This is a genomic window from Staphylococcus lutrae (genome assembly GCF_002101335.1).
Classification (GTDB): domain Bacteria; phylum Bacillota; class Bacilli; order Staphylococcales; family Staphylococcaceae; genus Staphylococcus; species Staphylococcus lutrae.
Genome location: NZ_CP020773.1, coordinates 1,256,055 through 1,271,311 on the forward strand (window position 1 = coordinate 1,256,055; position 15,257 = coordinate 1,271,311).

The 15,257-nt window shown below is 34.8% G+C and carries 13 protein-coding genes and 1 pseudogene; 7 read left to right on the forward strand and 7 right to left on the reverse strand.

The window, feature by feature from the left end; all coding sequences use genetic code 11:
- The first annotated feature begins 82 nt into the window (after nt 1-82).
- Nucleotides 83-697, forward strand: a complete 615-nt coding sequence (gene uptA / locus B5P37_RS05740) for an undecaprenyl phosphate transporter UptA (RefSeq protein ID WP_085237334.1) — start codon at nt 83-85, stop codon at nt 695-697.
- A 218-nt stretch (nt 698-915) separates the two neighbouring features.
- Here the strand turns inward: uptA and B5P37_RS05745 are convergent, their stop codons facing one another.
- Nucleotides 916-1,611: a response regulator transcription factor gene (locus tag B5P37_RS05745; RefSeq protein WP_085237335.1), complete on the reverse strand. Its 696-nt coding sequence runs from the start codon at nt 1,609-1,611 to the stop codon at nt 916-918.
- A 4-nt stretch (nt 1,612-1,615) separates the two neighbouring features.
- Complete coding sequence (locus B5P37_RS05750; protein ID WP_085237336.1) at nt 1,616-4,258, reverse strand: sensor histidine kinase; 2,643 nt, start codon at nt 4,256-4,258, stop codon at nt 1,616-1,618.
- A 267-nt stretch (nt 4,259-4,525) separates the two neighbouring features.
- Here B5P37_RS05750 and kdpA point away from each other — a divergent pair, with 267 nt between their 5' ends.
- From kdpA to kdpC, 3 genes are read left to right on the forward strand one after another with little or no spacing between them, the layout of a single operon-like run.
- Complete coding sequence (gene kdpA, locus B5P37_RS05760) at nt 4,526-6,202, forward strand: potassium-transporting ATPase subunit KdpA (protein WP_085237338.1); 1,677 nt, start codon at nt 4,526-4,528, stop codon at nt 6,200-6,202.
- An 18-nt stretch (nt 6,203-6,220) separates the two neighbouring features.
- A complete protein-coding gene (locus B5P37_RS05765) occupies nt 6,221-8,242 on the forward strand; it encodes a K(+)-transporting ATPase subunit B (RefSeq protein WP_085237339.1) in 2,022 nt (673 codons plus the stop codon).
- A 13-nt stretch (nt 8,243-8,255) separates the two neighbouring features.
- Nucleotides 8,256-8,813, forward strand: a complete 558-nt coding sequence (gene kdpC / locus B5P37_RS05770; protein ID WP_085237340.1) for a K(+)-transporting ATPase subunit C — start codon at nt 8,256-8,258, stop codon at nt 8,811-8,813.
- A 550-nt stretch (nt 8,814-9,363) separates the two neighbouring features.
- Here the strand turns inward: kdpC and B5P37_RS05775 are convergent.
- Nucleotides 9,364-9,711, reverse strand: coding sequence for a hypothetical protein (locus B5P37_RS05775; protein WP_169710785.1), 348 nt, complete (start codon nt 9,709-9,711; stop codon nt 9,364-9,366).
- Between the two features lie 124 nt (nt 9,712-9,835).
- Here B5P37_RS05775 and B5P37_RS11970 point away from each other — a divergent pair, with 124 nt between their 5' ends.
- Nucleotides 9,836-10,000 carry a hypothetical protein gene (locus tag B5P37_RS11970; protein ID WP_169710786.1) on the forward strand — a complete coding sequence of 55 codons (165 nt, stop codon included), beginning with the start codon at nt 9,836-9,838 and terminating at the stop codon, nt 9,998-10,000.
- A gap of 26 nt (nt 10,001-10,026) precedes the next feature.
- On the opposite strand, the gene B5P37_RS05780 is transcribed toward B5P37_RS11970, so the two are convergent.
- Nucleotides 10,027-10,845 carry an exotoxin gene (locus B5P37_RS05780; protein ID WP_085237342.1) on the reverse strand — a complete coding sequence of 273 codons (819 nt, stop codon included), beginning with the start codon at nt 10,843-10,845 and terminating at the stop codon, nt 10,027-10,029.
- A gap of 392 nt (nt 10,846-11,237) precedes the next feature.
- Between B5P37_RS05780 and istA the strand changes: the two genes are divergently transcribed.
- On the forward strand, nt 11,238-12,434 hold the full coding sequence (gene istA / locus B5P37_RS05785) for an IS21 family transposase (protein ID WP_244898599.1): 1,197 nt from the start codon (nt 11,238-11,240) through the stop codon (nt 12,432-12,434).
- 11 nt (nt 12,435-12,445) lie between these two features.
- Nucleotides 12,446-13,219, forward strand: a complete 774-nt coding sequence (gene istB / locus B5P37_RS05790) for an IS21-like element helper ATPase IstB (protein WP_085237344.1) — start codon at nt 12,446-12,448, stop codon at nt 13,217-13,219.
- 66 nt (nt 13,220-13,285) lie between these two features.
- On the opposite strand, the gene B5P37_RS05795 is transcribed toward istB, so the two are convergent.
- From B5P37_RS05795 to B5P37_RS05805, 3 genes and pseudogenes are all read right to left on the reverse strand, one after another.
- Nucleotides 13,286-13,639: an SdpI family protein gene (locus tag B5P37_RS05795; protein ID WP_085237345.1), complete on the reverse strand. Its 354-nt coding sequence runs from the start codon at nt 13,637-13,639 to the stop codon at nt 13,286-13,288.
- Between the two features lie 368 nt (nt 13,640-14,007).
- Nucleotides 14,008-14,361: pseudogene (locus B5P37_RS05800) on the reverse strand (transposase); the annotation flags it as partial.
- Nucleotides 14,362-14,541: 180 nt separating this feature from the next.
- Nucleotides 14,542-15,255, reverse strand: coding sequence for an AAA family ATPase (locus tag B5P37_RS05805; RefSeq protein ID WP_169710787.1), 714 nt, complete (start codon nt 15,253-15,255; stop codon nt 14,542-14,544).
- Nucleotides 15,256-15,257 lie beyond the last annotated feature (2 nt).

Sequence of the window (15,257 nt, forward strand, 5' to 3'; positions counted from 1 at the left end):
ACATTTGCTTTTCTATTATGTATAATAACTATACTTATGAAGTGTAAAAACGAATTTATTTTAAAGGAGAACCCTGTGACTCATGGAACAATTGATTACAAGCTTTATCGCTCAATGGGGCTATGTCGCTATCTTCATTCTCATCCTATTAGAAAATATATTACCTGTCGTCCCTTCTGAAATTATTTTAACCTTTGCCGGTTTGATGTCTATTAAATCCGGGTTGTCGATTCCCGTTCTATTTCTCATTTCCACAATCGCATCACTGATGGGGCTCCTCATTTTATATTATATTTGTCGCTTGATTAACGAAAACAGCATTTACCGTTTTGTGGATCGACACGGTAAATGGTTCAAACTTAAAGGGAAAGATATCCAACGTGCCAATGACTGGTTCAAACGTTATGGGGCGTGGGCCGTGTTATTATGCCGATTTATTCCCGTACTTCGTGTACTCATTACAATTCCTGCCGGGATCAATAAAATGAATGTGGTTCAATTTATGACCTTATCGATCATCGGTACAACAATTTGGAACTTTGCTCTAATATTGTTAGGGCGCGTATTAAGCAATCGCTTTGACGCCTTAATGGCCGGCTTACACACATACGCGAGTATCATGTATGTCATCATCGGCATTGTTATTTTATACATCATCTTTAAACTGTTTTATAAAAAAAGAAAAAATGTCCAATAATCCTAGCATCTTTATGTATCATTATGGTTGTTTTTCAATTCAAAGCGCACCTCGCAACCATTTGTCATCAATCATTGCAATTATCCTCTTAAAAATATGCCCGTTAAAAGTAGAACATAACAGTTCTGCCTTTTAGCGGGCATGATACATTTTTATAGGGAATATAGCGCTAAGAAACACCCTTCACGCCACGATGGATTCGACCGTACAATCATTCGTTAATCGAGACGTTGCATGCGATAGCCAATTCTAGGATGGGTCATCATCAATTTAGGAGACGCATCGTTGTTTTTCGTATCATTCAACTTCTTACGTAACGAAGCCATATGCACACGTAATGCGGCCATTTCCGTTTTATTTACATAACCATATAGCGCCTTTAACAAGACGGAATAGGTCAATATCTTACCCACATGTTGACTTAATATCACTAATAACTCATACTCGTTCGGCGTTAAATGTACTTCTTGCTCATGAATATAAACTGCTTTTGCATTGAAATCAATCATCAGTGGCCCATTTTTAAAATGACTTTGGCTATTTTCTATTGATTTTGACATGCGTTCCGCGACTCTAATACGTGCCCGTAATTCATCAATATTAAATGGTTTCGTCATATAATCATTCGCGCCATGATCTAAAGCACTGACGATCGTATGTTCTTCTGTACGTGCACTAATCACAATAATTGGGATATCAACAAAATCCCTAAACTGCTGAATCAAAGCTAAACCATCAATATCCGGTAATCCTAAATCAAGTAAAATAATATCAGGCTGTTCCGTTCTTAAACGAAAATCCGCTTCTTTTCCTGATTTTGCGGTAATCACTTTATAGTAATCCATCGTCAACGCCACATCGATTAAATGTAAAATGGCATCATCATCTTCAATGACTAATAATGTTGATTTCATCACTTCAGCCCCCCATTTCGATTTGATTGGCATCTAAGTAAAAATAGAAAATACTTCCTTTCGGCGTATTCGGCTGATATTTCAGTTGACTTTCATGTTGCTGCAAAATACGTTGAATTAAGTATAACCCTAATCCTAAACTATCTTTTTGATTATCTTTAAAATCATCCTCTGAATAAAACGGATTAAAAATAAGTTGCCGTTTTTCTTCAGGTATCCCTTTTCCAAAATCAATCATTTCAAACTTTACTTTATGGTCGACTTGATACACATTAAGCAGAATATCAGATTTTGATTCTGCATGTAGCAGTGCATTATCAACGAGATTAAATAACACTTGTAAAATTAATTGACTATCGATATCAATCAAAGCGAGGGGCGCATCATATTTTATTTTCACCTTTTGATTCTGATGCCGACGTTCCAGTCCTTCTTCAAACTCTTCCAGCAGCTCCTCAACCAAATAGGGACTCCGTTGAATTTGGATCTCTGCGCTTTCTAATTTCGTTAACGACAAAATATTCGTCACCAGCGTATAGAGATATTGTGCTTCATCGTAAGAGGCAGACAATAGTGAATCAACTGCCGCTTCACTGAGATGTCGGTTGTGATATTTCAACATATCCAAATTCCCCATAATTGTCGTTAATGGCGTTCGAATATCATGAGAGATGGAATGCAAGAAATTCGACCGTGTCGCTTCTCTTTCCGCTCTCAACATGGACTGTCTCGTCTGTCTTAACAAATCGACGTTCTCAATGGCCAACGTCACATCATTCAACATCGACTCTAAAATAGAATTATCATACGTATCAATGTAATCCTCTTCATTAAATCGAATTGAAATCACCCCTTTAACGGGCACCGTACCGATAGGAATACACAAATAAGGGCTCCCAGGAAAAGTATCCGTCAGCTTACCTGCGCGAACCTCATTTTCAATGACCCAACCGAGTGTTTCTGTTTCTTCATGTGGGTTGGCATTGGAAAGCGCACCACTCCCGAAAGTATACGATTCAGTCACCTTTTTTTGCTGAATCAAAAATACCGTGACGTCTTGATTTAACAGTTGATGAATTTGTTCTCCCGCAATTTTCAATAATTTCATCATTGAATAAGATTCTTTAATCGATTGATTGAAATGTAACATCATATTCGTCCGATACAATTGACGTTCTGTTAACAAATGCTGATGCTTCAAGTTTTTCAAAATAGCACTCGTAAAAATACTCGCAAAGATGCTGGTCGCAAAAGTAATCGGGTATTCAAAACGATACATTTCCAAAGTGAATCTCGGTACAGTAAAGAAATAGTTAAAGACAAACACATTGAGAATCGACGCGAAAAATCCAATAAGATAGGATTGTGTCCAGATCGAAAGGACAATAATACCGATAAAAAACATCAGTAGAATCATGGCACTCGACTCATTCTTATCCATATTGTAGACCCACGTCCCAATGAGCACACACAGCGCTTGAATCATGACCATTTTGATCACGTCCATAGACCAACGGGTAGACGACATCTTATTTTGTTTTGTGGTTTGTGCCATATTTTCGATGTGAATATCATGCAATGGCACAATTTCTAATTTAAAGTGATGGGGCATGTGATTCATTTGATCAATCAGCGATTTCTTAAAATACCCTTTCCAACGCGGCTTTTCTGATTGGCCGAGTACCAATTTAGTCACAAAGGCCTTGTCACACCATTCGGTCAAAGCTTTCGCAATATCTTGCGCATAGAAGATTTTAATTTCTGCGCCTAAAGACTGTGCCAACATCAAGTTTTTGTGAACGTAATGATCTTGTTTTTTACTTTCAGCTGCCGTTTCGAACACATCTATATACACTGCCGTTAACTTTGCATTTTCTTTGTAAGCCGTTCGTCGCGCTTCACGAATCACCCGCTCGTTATAAATACTACCGCTCACCGCTACTGCGATATGTGGCGTGATATCTGTATGTTTCGTCTTATATTGTTGCTCTTTTTGACTCATGATATCCGCAACGGTTCTCAGTGTCAGTTCACGCAGTTCAGTCAAATTTTCATAGGTGAAAAAATGAGAAAAGGCGGTTTCCAAGCGTTCTTTCTTATAGACTTTCCCAGCTTTCATACGTTGAATCAACATATCCGGTGAAACATCCACTACTTCATAAGCATCTGCAGAAATAACAAATTGATCCGGTACCCGCTCTGTCACTTGAATCCCTGTCATTAAAGTAATCTGTCCACTTAAGCTTTCGATATGTTGAATGTTCAACGTCGTCCAAACATCTATCCCATGTGACAAAATCTCTTCGATATCCATATAACGTTTTAAATGACGCTCTTTTGAAATGTTCGTATGCGCCAATTCATCAATTAAGATGACATCCGGATGCGCTTCAATAATTTTATCGACATCAATATATTGAAACGTATGACTTCCAAATTGACGGCTAGAGGTCATAATTTCCGGTAATTTTTGAGCAAGTGCACGGGTCTCAGGACGCTGATGTGGCTCGATATAACCAATTTTTATATCCGCCCCTTCTTTATACAGGTCAATTCCATTTGACAACATTTCATATGTTTTACCGACACCTGGGCTATAGCCTAAATAAATGGTCAGTTTCCCTCTTTTTTTATACGCACTTTCCATATGGCAACACCTCTTACTCACATCATAATTAAAATGACACGTATTATCCATTGATCTTTCTATTTCACACGTTATCTTTATATTTTCTTTATAACTTTTCTCAAATATTAATACTAAGGTGATATGACTCTTGTTAAGCTTTTGATGAAAGTAAGGAGGGAAGCACATGACCACACTAATTGCGCTCATCGTCATCGCATTAATTGTCTTTTTGTTTTACGCATTCATTTGGAGTGAAAAATTTTAACAGAGAAAGAGGAACACAAAATGAGTATTGTTATATTTTTGCTTGTATTTATCGCTCTCTCATTGATATTGAGTCGATATTTATATTCTGTCACTTTAACGACACCCTCTAGGACAGATGTGATTTTTAATCCAATAGAGAAAATGATTTATCGTATCATTGGTTTAAAAATAGTGCATATGTCAGGAAAAACATATTTAAAGCACTTTTTATGGTTTAACGGGCTAATGGGTGGCCTTTCATTTTTAATACTTATAATCCAACAATGGTTGTTTTTAAATCCAAACCATATTTCAAATCAGCCCATATCTTTAGCATTCAACACGATGGCATCCTTTATGACCAACACCGATTTACAGCATTATGCAGGTGAGACAGGTTTGAGTCAATTATCACAGATGTGCGTCATTACTTTCTTGATGTTCACGTCATCGGCTTCTGGGTATGCCGTATGCATCGCCATGTTAAGACGATTGACTGGTGTGACTGATGTGATAGGCAATTTCTACCAAGACTTAACACGCTTTATTATACGTGTATTGATACCATTCTCATTTCTCATCAGTCTATTTTTAGTGAGTCAAGGGGTACCACAGACGTTGAGCGGTCAATTCGTGATTGATACGTTATCAGGGGTAAAGCAAACGATTGCGGTTGGACCTATCGCTTCACTGGAATCCATTAAACACTTAGGTACAAATGGGGGTGGCTTCTTAGGCGCCAATGCATCCGCACCGTTTGAAAATCCAACGTATGTGACTAACTTTGTTGAATCATTGAGTATGATGCTCATCCCCGGTGCCTTAGTTTTCTTATTCGGTAGAATGTTAAAAACCAAAAAACAAATCCATTCACATGCGACGATGATCTTCATTGCGATGTTTCTTTTGTTTGTCGGATTTTTAGTTCTATGCCTGTCCTTTGAAACTGCAGGCAACCCTGTTTTACATCATTTAGGTATTGAAGGTGGCAATATGGAAGGTAAAGAAACGCGTTTCGGCATCCCTTTATCTGCCTTATTCACAACCATTACGACCGCCTTTACAACAGGGTCTATCAACAATATGCACGACAGTCTGACACCACTTGGCGGCATGGTGCCATTGATATTGATGATGTTGAATGCCGTCTTCGGTGGTGAAGGCGTTGGCTTAATGAATATGTTGATTTATGTCATGTTGACCGTCTTTATCTGTAGCTTGATGATCGGAAAAACACCGAGTTATTTAGGAATGAAAATTGAAGGTAAAGAGATGAAACTGATTGCGTTGTCATTTTTGTTGCACCCCTTATTCATTTTATCGTTCTCAGCACTTGCTTTTGTCGTACCCGGGGCATCAGACGCAATCACGAACCCGCAATTTCATGGTGTTTCTCAAGTCCTGTATGAATATTCATCATCAGCGGCCAACAACGGTTCTGGTTTCGAAGGATTAAAAGACAATACGGTATTTTGGAACATTTCAACAGCCATCGTCATGTTGCTCGCACGTTATATTCCGATTATTTTACAAATCTTAATCGTGTCGAGCTTAGTAAACAAGAAGGCCTACCAGCATTCTGCACAAGATGTTCCGATGAATAACCTTAGCTTCAGTATTATCTTAATCATCTTTATCCTCCTATTGAGTGGATTAACGTTTTTACCAGACTTAATGCTTGGACCAATAGGAGAACAACTTTTGCTACATTCTTAATGAACGGAGGACAAAACAATGACTGAAACCCCTAAAATATTCGAATCACACTTAGTGAAGCAAGCTTTGAAAGAAAGTGTGTTAAAGCTAAACCCTATCGCTATGCTGAAAAACCCGATTATGTTCGTTGTTCTCGTCGGCGCAGGGCTCTCTTTACTCTTAACTTGCTTTCCTCAATTATTGAATCATGAAAGTGAATCACGCATCTATACATTTAGCGTTTTCATTATTTTGTTATTAACATTAATCTTTGCAAACTTTTCAGAAGCTTTGGCAGAAGGACGTGGCAAAGCACAGGCCAACGCTTTACGACAAACACAGATTGAAATGAAAGCGCGACGAATCAAATCAGACGGCAGTTATGAAGTGATTGACGCCAGTGCATTAAAAAAAGGTGATATCGTCCGTGTCGAAACAGGCGAACAAATTCCGAATGATGGTAAAGTCATCAAAGGACTTGCGACCGTTGATGAATCCGCCATTACAGGAGAATCTGCACCTGTAATTAAAGAAAGCGGCGGAGATTTTAATCATGTCATCGGTGGGACTTCTGTCGCTTCAGACTGGTTAGAAGTTGAGATCACATCAGAACCCGGTCACTCTTTTTTAGATAAAATGATTCGTTTAGTTGAAGGTGCGACAAGAAAGAAAACACCTAATGAAATGGCATTATTCACCTTATTAATGACCCTTACCATTATTTTTTTAATGGTGATATTGACCCTATATCCGTTAGCAACATTTCTGCGATTCCATTTATCAATAACGATGTTGATTGCTTTGACTGTATGCTTAATTCCGACAACAATTGGGGGCCTATTGTCCGCAATTGGCATTGCAGGCATGAATCGTGTCACACAGTTCAATATTTTAGCGAAAAGCGGCCGTTCAGTAGAAACGTGTGGAGATGTCAACGTCCTTATTTTAGATAAAACGGGCACAATTACGTACGGTAACCGTATGGCAGATGCATTCATTCCCGTCGCAACATCTCGCTTTGAACGATTAGTTCAAGCCGCATACGAAAGTTCTATCACAGATGACACACCGGAAGGACGAAGTATTGTTCAATTAGCCAACAAACAAGGGATTCCCTTATCACAAGAGACTGGCGAATATATTCCCTTTACCGCTGAAACACGTATGAGTGGTGTTAAATTTAAAAACCGAGAAGTGTATAAAGGCGCACCGAATAGCATGATTAAACGTATAAAAGAAGCGGGTGGTACGATTCCTAACGACTTAGATGACCACGTGAAAGACGTCTCTAAAAAAGGCGGAACCCCACTCGTCGTGATTGAAAACAATGAAATATTAGGTGTCATTTATTTAAAGGATGTCATTAAAGAAGGCTTAGTCGCACGTTTTCGTGAAATGCGTGAAATGGGAATTGAAACGGTAATGTGTACCGGAGACAATGCTTTAACAGCGGCGACAATTGCGAAAGAAGCCGGTGTCGATCGATTTATCGCAGAATGTAAACCTGAAGATAAAATCAATGTCATTCGAGAAGAACAAGCCAAAGGACATATCGTCGCAATGACCGGCGATGGTACAAACGATGCCCCTGCATTAGCAGAAGCAAATGTCGGGTTAGCAATGAACTCGGGTACAATGAGCGCGAAGGAAGCGGCTAATTTAATTGATCTAGATTCAAACCCTACCAAATTAGTAGAGGTCGTCTTAATCGGCAAACAATTATTAATGACCCGTGGGGCACTCACAACATTCAGTATTGCCAATGACATCGCAAAATATTTTGCGATCTTACCCGCAATGTTGACGTCAGCGATGCCCGCCATGAATCAGTTGAATATCATGCATCTGCATTCGCCCGAGTCTGCCGTATTATCAGCGTTAATTTTCAACGCATTCATTATTGTCGTACTCATCCCGCTTGCGATGAAAGGCGTCAAGTTTAAAGGCGCTTCTACACAAACGATTCTTATCAAAAATATGCTCGTATACGGATTAGGCGGTATGATTGTACCCTTTATCGGTATCAAACTAATCGATCTCATCATACAATATTTTGTTTAAAGGAGGCATAACGATGCAAACCATCAGAAAAAGTTTTGGACTGCTACTCATCATGTTCGTGCTTTGTGGCTTAATCTTTCCCCTTGCAGTCACAGCTGCCGGACAAATCCTATTTCATGACCAAGCAAACGGCAGTTTATTAAAAGTCGGCGACAAAGTGGTTGGCTCAAAACAAATTGGACAACAATGGACCGATCCAAAATACTTCCATGGCCGTATCAGTGCGGTGAACTATAATATGAATGCCGAAGAAATAAAAGAGAACGGCGGGCCGGCCTCAGGTGGCTCTAATTACAGCAATACAAATCCTAGCTTAGAAAAACGCGTTCAAGACACAATCAAAGAAAACGGGACAACACTTTCGAATAATGCAGTCACTGCATCAGGCTCAGGACTAGATCCAGACATCACCGTCACCAATGCCAAACAACAAGTGAACAGAATTGCGAAAGAAAGACATATCCCCGCTGCACGAATTAACCGACTCATTGAACAAAATAAACAGTCTTCACCGCTGACAGAAGACTATGTGAACGTACTAGAAATGAACTTAAGTTTAGACAAACTTTAAATCATTATGCAGTGAATGATGCTTAATCTACAGAAATCATATCAAAATAAAATATCTGACAATGAGAAATGCGATTTACATGAACCCGTAAATCGCGTTTTTATAGTTCTATCAAGGTATCGTTGTAAGCCAAGAATATACCGACTCAAATTGAGCAGTAAGTGAGGATTTTTATTCCGTTGTTTTTGAGGAAATTCTAACTCATGATTGACAGCCTTTGTTTATTTTAAAAGATTATGAACATACATACCATTTTACAACTTTATAAATGTATTTATATTGTCCTTATTATCAAATTTATGATATCTTTTTTGTCCTTCGAATCTCCCCATTTTAGAAAAATTCGTCATAAAATGTTGAGTTTGTCCTTTATATTTCTCCGTTCCCACCCGAATTAGTTTTGTAACATTGTAATTATAGGCGATACACTCCAACTTTGGCTGAATGGTTAGACACAGTATGTTCCCGTACTAATTCAAGTAATTAAAGATGTTGAAATTGATTAGCTACTCCAACAAAGGGCTGAATGCATGTCCCAGACCCTAGAAGCTTATAATAATTCAGCTATCAATGCTTCCAATGATTCATACATTGAAAAGACAATAATATTATCATTAGCACCTAAAATTATACCGTGATAATATATATCTCCAAAAATCACTGAACGAGTATTTTCAAATAAGATATCCTTATAAAATTTATATAACTTTATTAAATCATTCAAAGTAAATGCTTGCCTTTCTTTTTCTCTAAATCGTCCCGTCACATTAACTGAAGAAGATATTGATAATTGATGTTCTTCTATAAAATTAGAAATAAAAATTCTGCGTTCCGCCTCATTCAAAAATAGTTCATCAGCCAATTGATAAATCAAACTCGGATGAGGTTTATTTATCATCGAATTTACCAAGTCATCCATCTCTATTTCTTTACCTGTGTAATACTGACTATTATTGGTAGGCCATTTTTTTAAACGTAATTTCTTATTGACAATACCCTTTTTTCGGCTATGGATGTAATAAATGAGACAAGTTAGACCTTCAATAGATAAAAAATCATTATATTTAGAATTTGTCTCAACTGTATCGTATTTCTTTAAATATGCGTACGATTTTTCTACGACGAATAGTCAGTGGATGGCTATTTTTCTACTCAGTTTTATGAGAATGTTGTATGCCGTTTATTAACATATAAGCCATATTTAATATTCATTTTACTTTTTAGTAAGGTGAACTTCTATAGTGACTTTTGATGCGTCCACTGTCTTATTATCATTATATATCATTAAATATCTCGATTGATCTAAATCATCACCTGGAGGAGGCATCATATCATACCAAAAAGAATTTTTATTGTTTCCTATAAATTTAATATATCCTGTTTCATATGGAGAACTATTAAAACCATATAGATTTTCATATTTTATTAAAAAATCTCTTACTTTTATATCAAGTTCTTGTGCTGTTACTCTTTTTTTATTCGTATCTATATTAAAATATAAATTATACCAATTATCTTCATAAACTTTTACTGGAATATTTATGGGACTATCTGTCAGATTACCTTCTCGTTCTGTTATCCCTCCGTACATACATGTTTTTCCCGAACCACGGTTTGGACGATTACTATCTTTTTTACTATTCTCAGAAAAATAGCAATCTCTATAATAATTGCTTCCAAAAACATCTACGTTTTTATTCTTATATTTATCAGCCAACGTCTTATTCTTAAATTCTACTTTAACCCTATCGTAATTCCCTAATACAGTGTCTTGGATGGAATAAATAAGATCTGAAGAGAAAAGTTGATCGTATGATCTAACATTAGTGCCCTGAACATAATGACTATCATATAAATATTGCATGTTCTGCATGAGCCCAGTAAATTGACTAGACTTATTTAATTGTGTTGGAGTAGGGTCTGGTTGACTTTCTGCTTTTATCACATTAGAACCTGTTAGTACACTCTGGAATACGCCACTAAACAGTAACAATAGTGCAATGACTAAAAATTTTTTAAACTTTCCATTCATTTTAAAAACCTCCTTATAATATATTTTATTATAATAGAATTATAACATTTATGTTTAAATATAGTTAGATTTAACTAATTGGTGTTAATATAATCTCAAAAACACTATTATGAAAATAGATTTACAATAATTTTTTATTAAAAACTTAGTGAAGGTTTCCTAGAAATATGAATCGCTATGAAAGAAATCCATTTATAGGCGTGTCAGTGAAGGCAAGAAAAAACTACGATCATAGTATAGCTTAAAAAGAAAGCCATCCAATTAGTGAAATCAGGAAGACGTGCCTCATGTAAATGGCGGTTATAAAATATATAATCATGTCTTAATTCAATCTTCGATCGGAGGTTATTTGATTGAGACATGACATTTATGAAGGAGTGCTATTTTACATTATGAAAGGTATTAAACCAAATTATGCGGAGCTTGGTCGACAATATAATTGTGATCCAAGAACAGTTAAAAAATATTATGAAGCAGGAAAAGAAAATGAATTAGAACGATTGAAGAAAAGACAACAAACTAAGAAAGCATCAAAACTAGATCTATTCAAAGAAATTATTGATGAAAAAATTGAATTAGGATGTACTGCTATGGCTATTTTTAAATACATAGAGAAAAAAGGATATGAAGGCAAATATACTATTTTACGAGAATACTGTAAAAATAAAAAACAAAATGAGACTAAAAAAGCAACTATACGAGTAGAAACAAATCCCGGTATAGCTGCTCAAGTAGACTGGAAAGAAGATATGATGATGCATGATAAGTTTGGCAGAACTTCCCAATTCAACATCTTTCTTTACGTTCTACACTATTCAAAAATGAAGTATATCACATTAACTTGGGATAGAAAACAAGATACCTTATTTGAATGTCTAAAAGAAGCTTTTGAATACACCGAAGGCGTTCCAAAAGAAATCTGGTTCGATAATATGAGAACTGTAGTTGATCGACCAAGAACACAATATAAAAAAGTCGTTTTTAATAATATATTTTATCAATTTAGTAAGGATGCCAACTTTGAACCTATTGCTTGTAGACCCTATCGTCCTCAAACAAAAGGGTCTGTTGAATCATTAGCTAAATTTGTTGAACAACGTTTAAGACCATACGATTATGAATTTTATGATGCTGTCGAACTTATTGGGTTAGTAAATGATTTATGTCATGAATTGAATCACTTAGAAATTTCACAAGCAACAGAACAACGACCTATAGACGTTTTCAATTTTGAAGAAAAAGAACATTTAAATTCTTTTAATGCAAAGTTACTAGATACTTACATCGAAGATGAATGTATAAGAATCGTTTCTAAAGAATCGATGATTAACTTTAGAAAATGTAAATACTCGGTACCTACTAAATACATTGGTGAAGAAGTACAAGTTAAATTCAATAACTCTACTGATGAATTGCTGATTTATTTTGATGGCGAGTTAATAAGAAGGCATAATCTATCCGAAAGAAAATTTAATTATATCGTTGAAGATATGAGTGAAATATTAAAATCAGATGTATTTAAACATAAGGATGATGAAGAAATTCTTACATATATAGAAAATTCATTATTACTGTATGACGAAATTTAGGAGGACTTCAGATGAATACGAATCATCAAAAATTACTCAATAACTTTGAGATATTAAAACTAAAAAAATTCAAAGATTATTATCCAAACTATATTGAATTACTTTCTAAAAATGAGAAATCTTTAACTGAAATATTGATTGATTTAACGGAAAAAGAAAAAGAAATAGAATATCAATCAGAATTAAAATTTAAACGTGCTGTGAATTCAGCACGTTTCCCTAAAATAAAATATTTACATGATTTTGATTTCATGTTTCAACCTAGTATAAATCAACAAGAAATTCTCACATTAAAATCCATGCATTTTTTAGAGGATAGTATAAATATTTGTTTTTTAGGTAACAGTGGTGTTGGTAAAACGCACCTGGCAATCTCATTAGGAATAGAGGCATGTAAACAAAATATAAAGACTAGATTCTATACTTTCAAAGAATTAATAGACTTATTAACTGTCTCGGATTCCAAAGGAATCATCAATAAAACATTAAAACAATTAAGCAGAATAGAGTTACTTATCATTGATGAAATTGGTTATTCTCCCATCACTAAAGAACAAGCTGATTTATTCTATCAGTTAATGTCGCTAAGATATGAAATGAAATCAACAATAATTACGACTAATATTCCGTTTTCTAGTTGGGGTGAGTCATTTAGTAATAAGATTGCATCAGCAGCTATAATTGATCGATTAATTCACCACTCTAAAGTATTTAAAATTACTGGAGAATCTTATCGATTAAAAGATTATAAAAACGAAAAATCCTTAAATATGAGACAATCTTAAACCGCTAAAAAACGACATTTTCAAACCGCCAAAAAACATCATTTTTAAACCGCTATTGACAGTTTTTTAACATTCTTGTTTTCTTTCAAATTTTTTCACCTTTTTTTCTGTAAGCACAATGATTAAAATTATTATTATGAAGTAAATCACAGCCTGTAAAATAATTGAGGTTTCATTTGGGAAATTCAAAATATCATATATAATCCATATACTACCTATAAATAGCACAAAAAAATGGACTTTTATGAATATTTTTTTAAAAGCTTTTTGAGAAAAGTCCCAAATAGTTTTAGATTTCATAGACGTAGGAGTTCTATAGCCTAAAAAATAATTCGGCTTATTACCTACTTCATGTTTTTGTGCAGATAAAACTAGATAAACAATAATTAAAGATATTATGCCTAGTCCTATTAGTAACATAACTACACCCCTTTTTTATAATTTATGATTATAAAATCATAAATATATTATAAAATATATGTGTCGAAATATATATATATTCCTAAGTGTAGATTTTTATGCCTAAGTGTTTTACGCTTATACTCTTGCTACCCATTAGGAGTACTATTGTCTACTATATTGTGTTTATACACTATTCGACGAAAGTAATTTAATTGTTTATTCTTTATGTCCAGCTACTAAGCCTTTACGCTCCAGAAGCGTTTCACTTTTGGTTAAACTAGTTGCTCTCATAACTATTGGGTTGGTGTACGATTTCTTGACACAAATCCATAAACATCCATTGATTTTTTAGTGTTTGACTCGCTATATCATTCGGTATTGGCATGCCAAACAAAAGTATATTTATTCGTATTTTCTTCAATTTTCGTACCATCTATATAGATAACATCTTCTTCAATTAAGTTTTGAGAAACAAGAAAAGATCTAAAGATTACAAAACATTCTTTAATTAGTTTATTAGTATACGGGTTAGCACGAAAGCAATTGATAGTACGATAAGAAGGTTGTTGTTCTTGAGCAAGCCACATAAATCTCAAGCTGTCTTTTAATGCAAATTCAATTTTTCGTCCAGAAAAAATTGAATTACCATATTTATACAAAATGATTTTAAGCATCATTAAAAGATTGTGAGAAGGTGCACCACGATATTGTTTAAATTCGTCGAAGACGACATCAGGTATTTATTCAACCAAATCGTCTCAATAGCGGTTTGAAAATGTCGTTTTTTAGGATAGTAAAACATATTATCTTTTAATATTCTCCCCAAACATAAACAAAAAGCCAATCATTAAAAATAAGCTTCTTCGCAATTATTTGTGTTTCAAAAGTCGCACACTTCCTAAAAAAATTTATAATGCAAATTAAATTTCTTCATTGCTGTATAATGTCTTTTCAAAAGCGATATCAGGATTAGTCGCTTCATTCAATTTCAACCAATGCTTAAAATCACCTTGATAAACGATTTTTCCTTTGTTAAGAAAAATAAGATTCACATCAATATGTTGTAAATCTTGTAATTGATGCGTTGAGATTAAACATTGCTTGCCATGACGAATGATATCTTCAATTCTTTTCATTATTAATTTTCTAGATAAAGGATCCACACCGCTAGTGGGCTCATCCAAAAGATATATCTCTTTTGGTATTCTTGAAAATAATTGCAGGTACAACCACTTTCGCTCCCCGACAGACATATCCCCCATTTTCATATTTAGTAAATGTTGATATTTATTGATCTCATCGCTGGTAAACTTTGAAAAAATCTCTTCATCAAAATATTCCGATTCATTCTTGGGTAACAAGCCACGAATCAAATTTTTTATATCTTTACCTTTATTAGAAGGTGCAAAGAAGATGTTCTGTGTCATATATAAAATGTCTTTGCTTTTTGGCAAGTTATGTTCAAAGTCAGCCTTCAAACTTTGTGTAATACAGTCTAATAGCGTTGTTTTACCCGAACCATTTTCACCAATCAGTACATTTAAAACACCAGGTTTAATAATAAAATCGACGTCTTTCAATATATAGTTGTTACTTTTTTTGTATTTATATTTTAAGTTTTTAATGTAATACACAG

Coding starts and splice junctions, on each gene's coding strand:
- uptA (WP_085237334.1), top strand. CDS start 83: ATGGAACAATTGATTACAAGCTTTATCGCTCAATGGGGCTATGTCGCT.
- B5P37_RS05745 (WP_085237335.1), bottom strand. CDS start 1,611: ATGAAATCAACATTATTAGTCATTGAAGATGATGATGCCATTTTACAT.
- B5P37_RS05750 (WP_085237336.1), bottom strand. CDS start 4,258: ATGGAAAGTGCGTATAAAAAAAGAGGGAAACTGACCATTTATTTAGGC.
- kdpA (WP_085237338.1), top strand. CDS start 4,526: ATGAGTATTGTTATATTTTTGCTTGTATTTATCGCTCTCTCATTGATA.
- B5P37_RS05765 (WP_085237339.1), top strand. CDS start 6,221: ATGACTGAAACCCCTAAAATATTCGAATCACACTTAGTGAAGCAAGCT.
- kdpC (WP_085237340.1), top strand. CDS start 8,256: ATGCAAACCATCAGAAAAAGTTTTGGACTGCTACTCATCATGTTCGTG.
- B5P37_RS05775 (WP_169710785.1), bottom strand. CDS start 9,711: ATGATAAATAAACCTCATCCGAGTTTGATTTATCAATTGGCTGATGAA.
- B5P37_RS11970 (WP_169710786.1), top strand. CDS start 9,836: ATGAGACAAGTTAGACCTTCAATAGATAAAAAATCATTATATTTAGAA.
- B5P37_RS05780 (WP_085237342.1), bottom strand. CDS start 10,845: ATGAATGGAAAGTTTAAAAAATTTTTAGTCATTGCACTATTGTTACTG.
- istA (WP_244898599.1), top strand. CDS start 11,238: ATGAAAGGTATTAAACCAAATTATGCGGAGCTTGGTCGACAATATAAT.
- istB (WP_085237344.1), top strand. CDS start 12,446: ATGAATACGAATCATCAAAAATTACTCAATAACTTTGAGATATTAAAA.
- B5P37_RS05795 (WP_085237345.1), bottom strand. CDS start 13,639: ATGTTACTAATAGGACTAGGCATAATATCTTTAATTATTGTTTATCTA.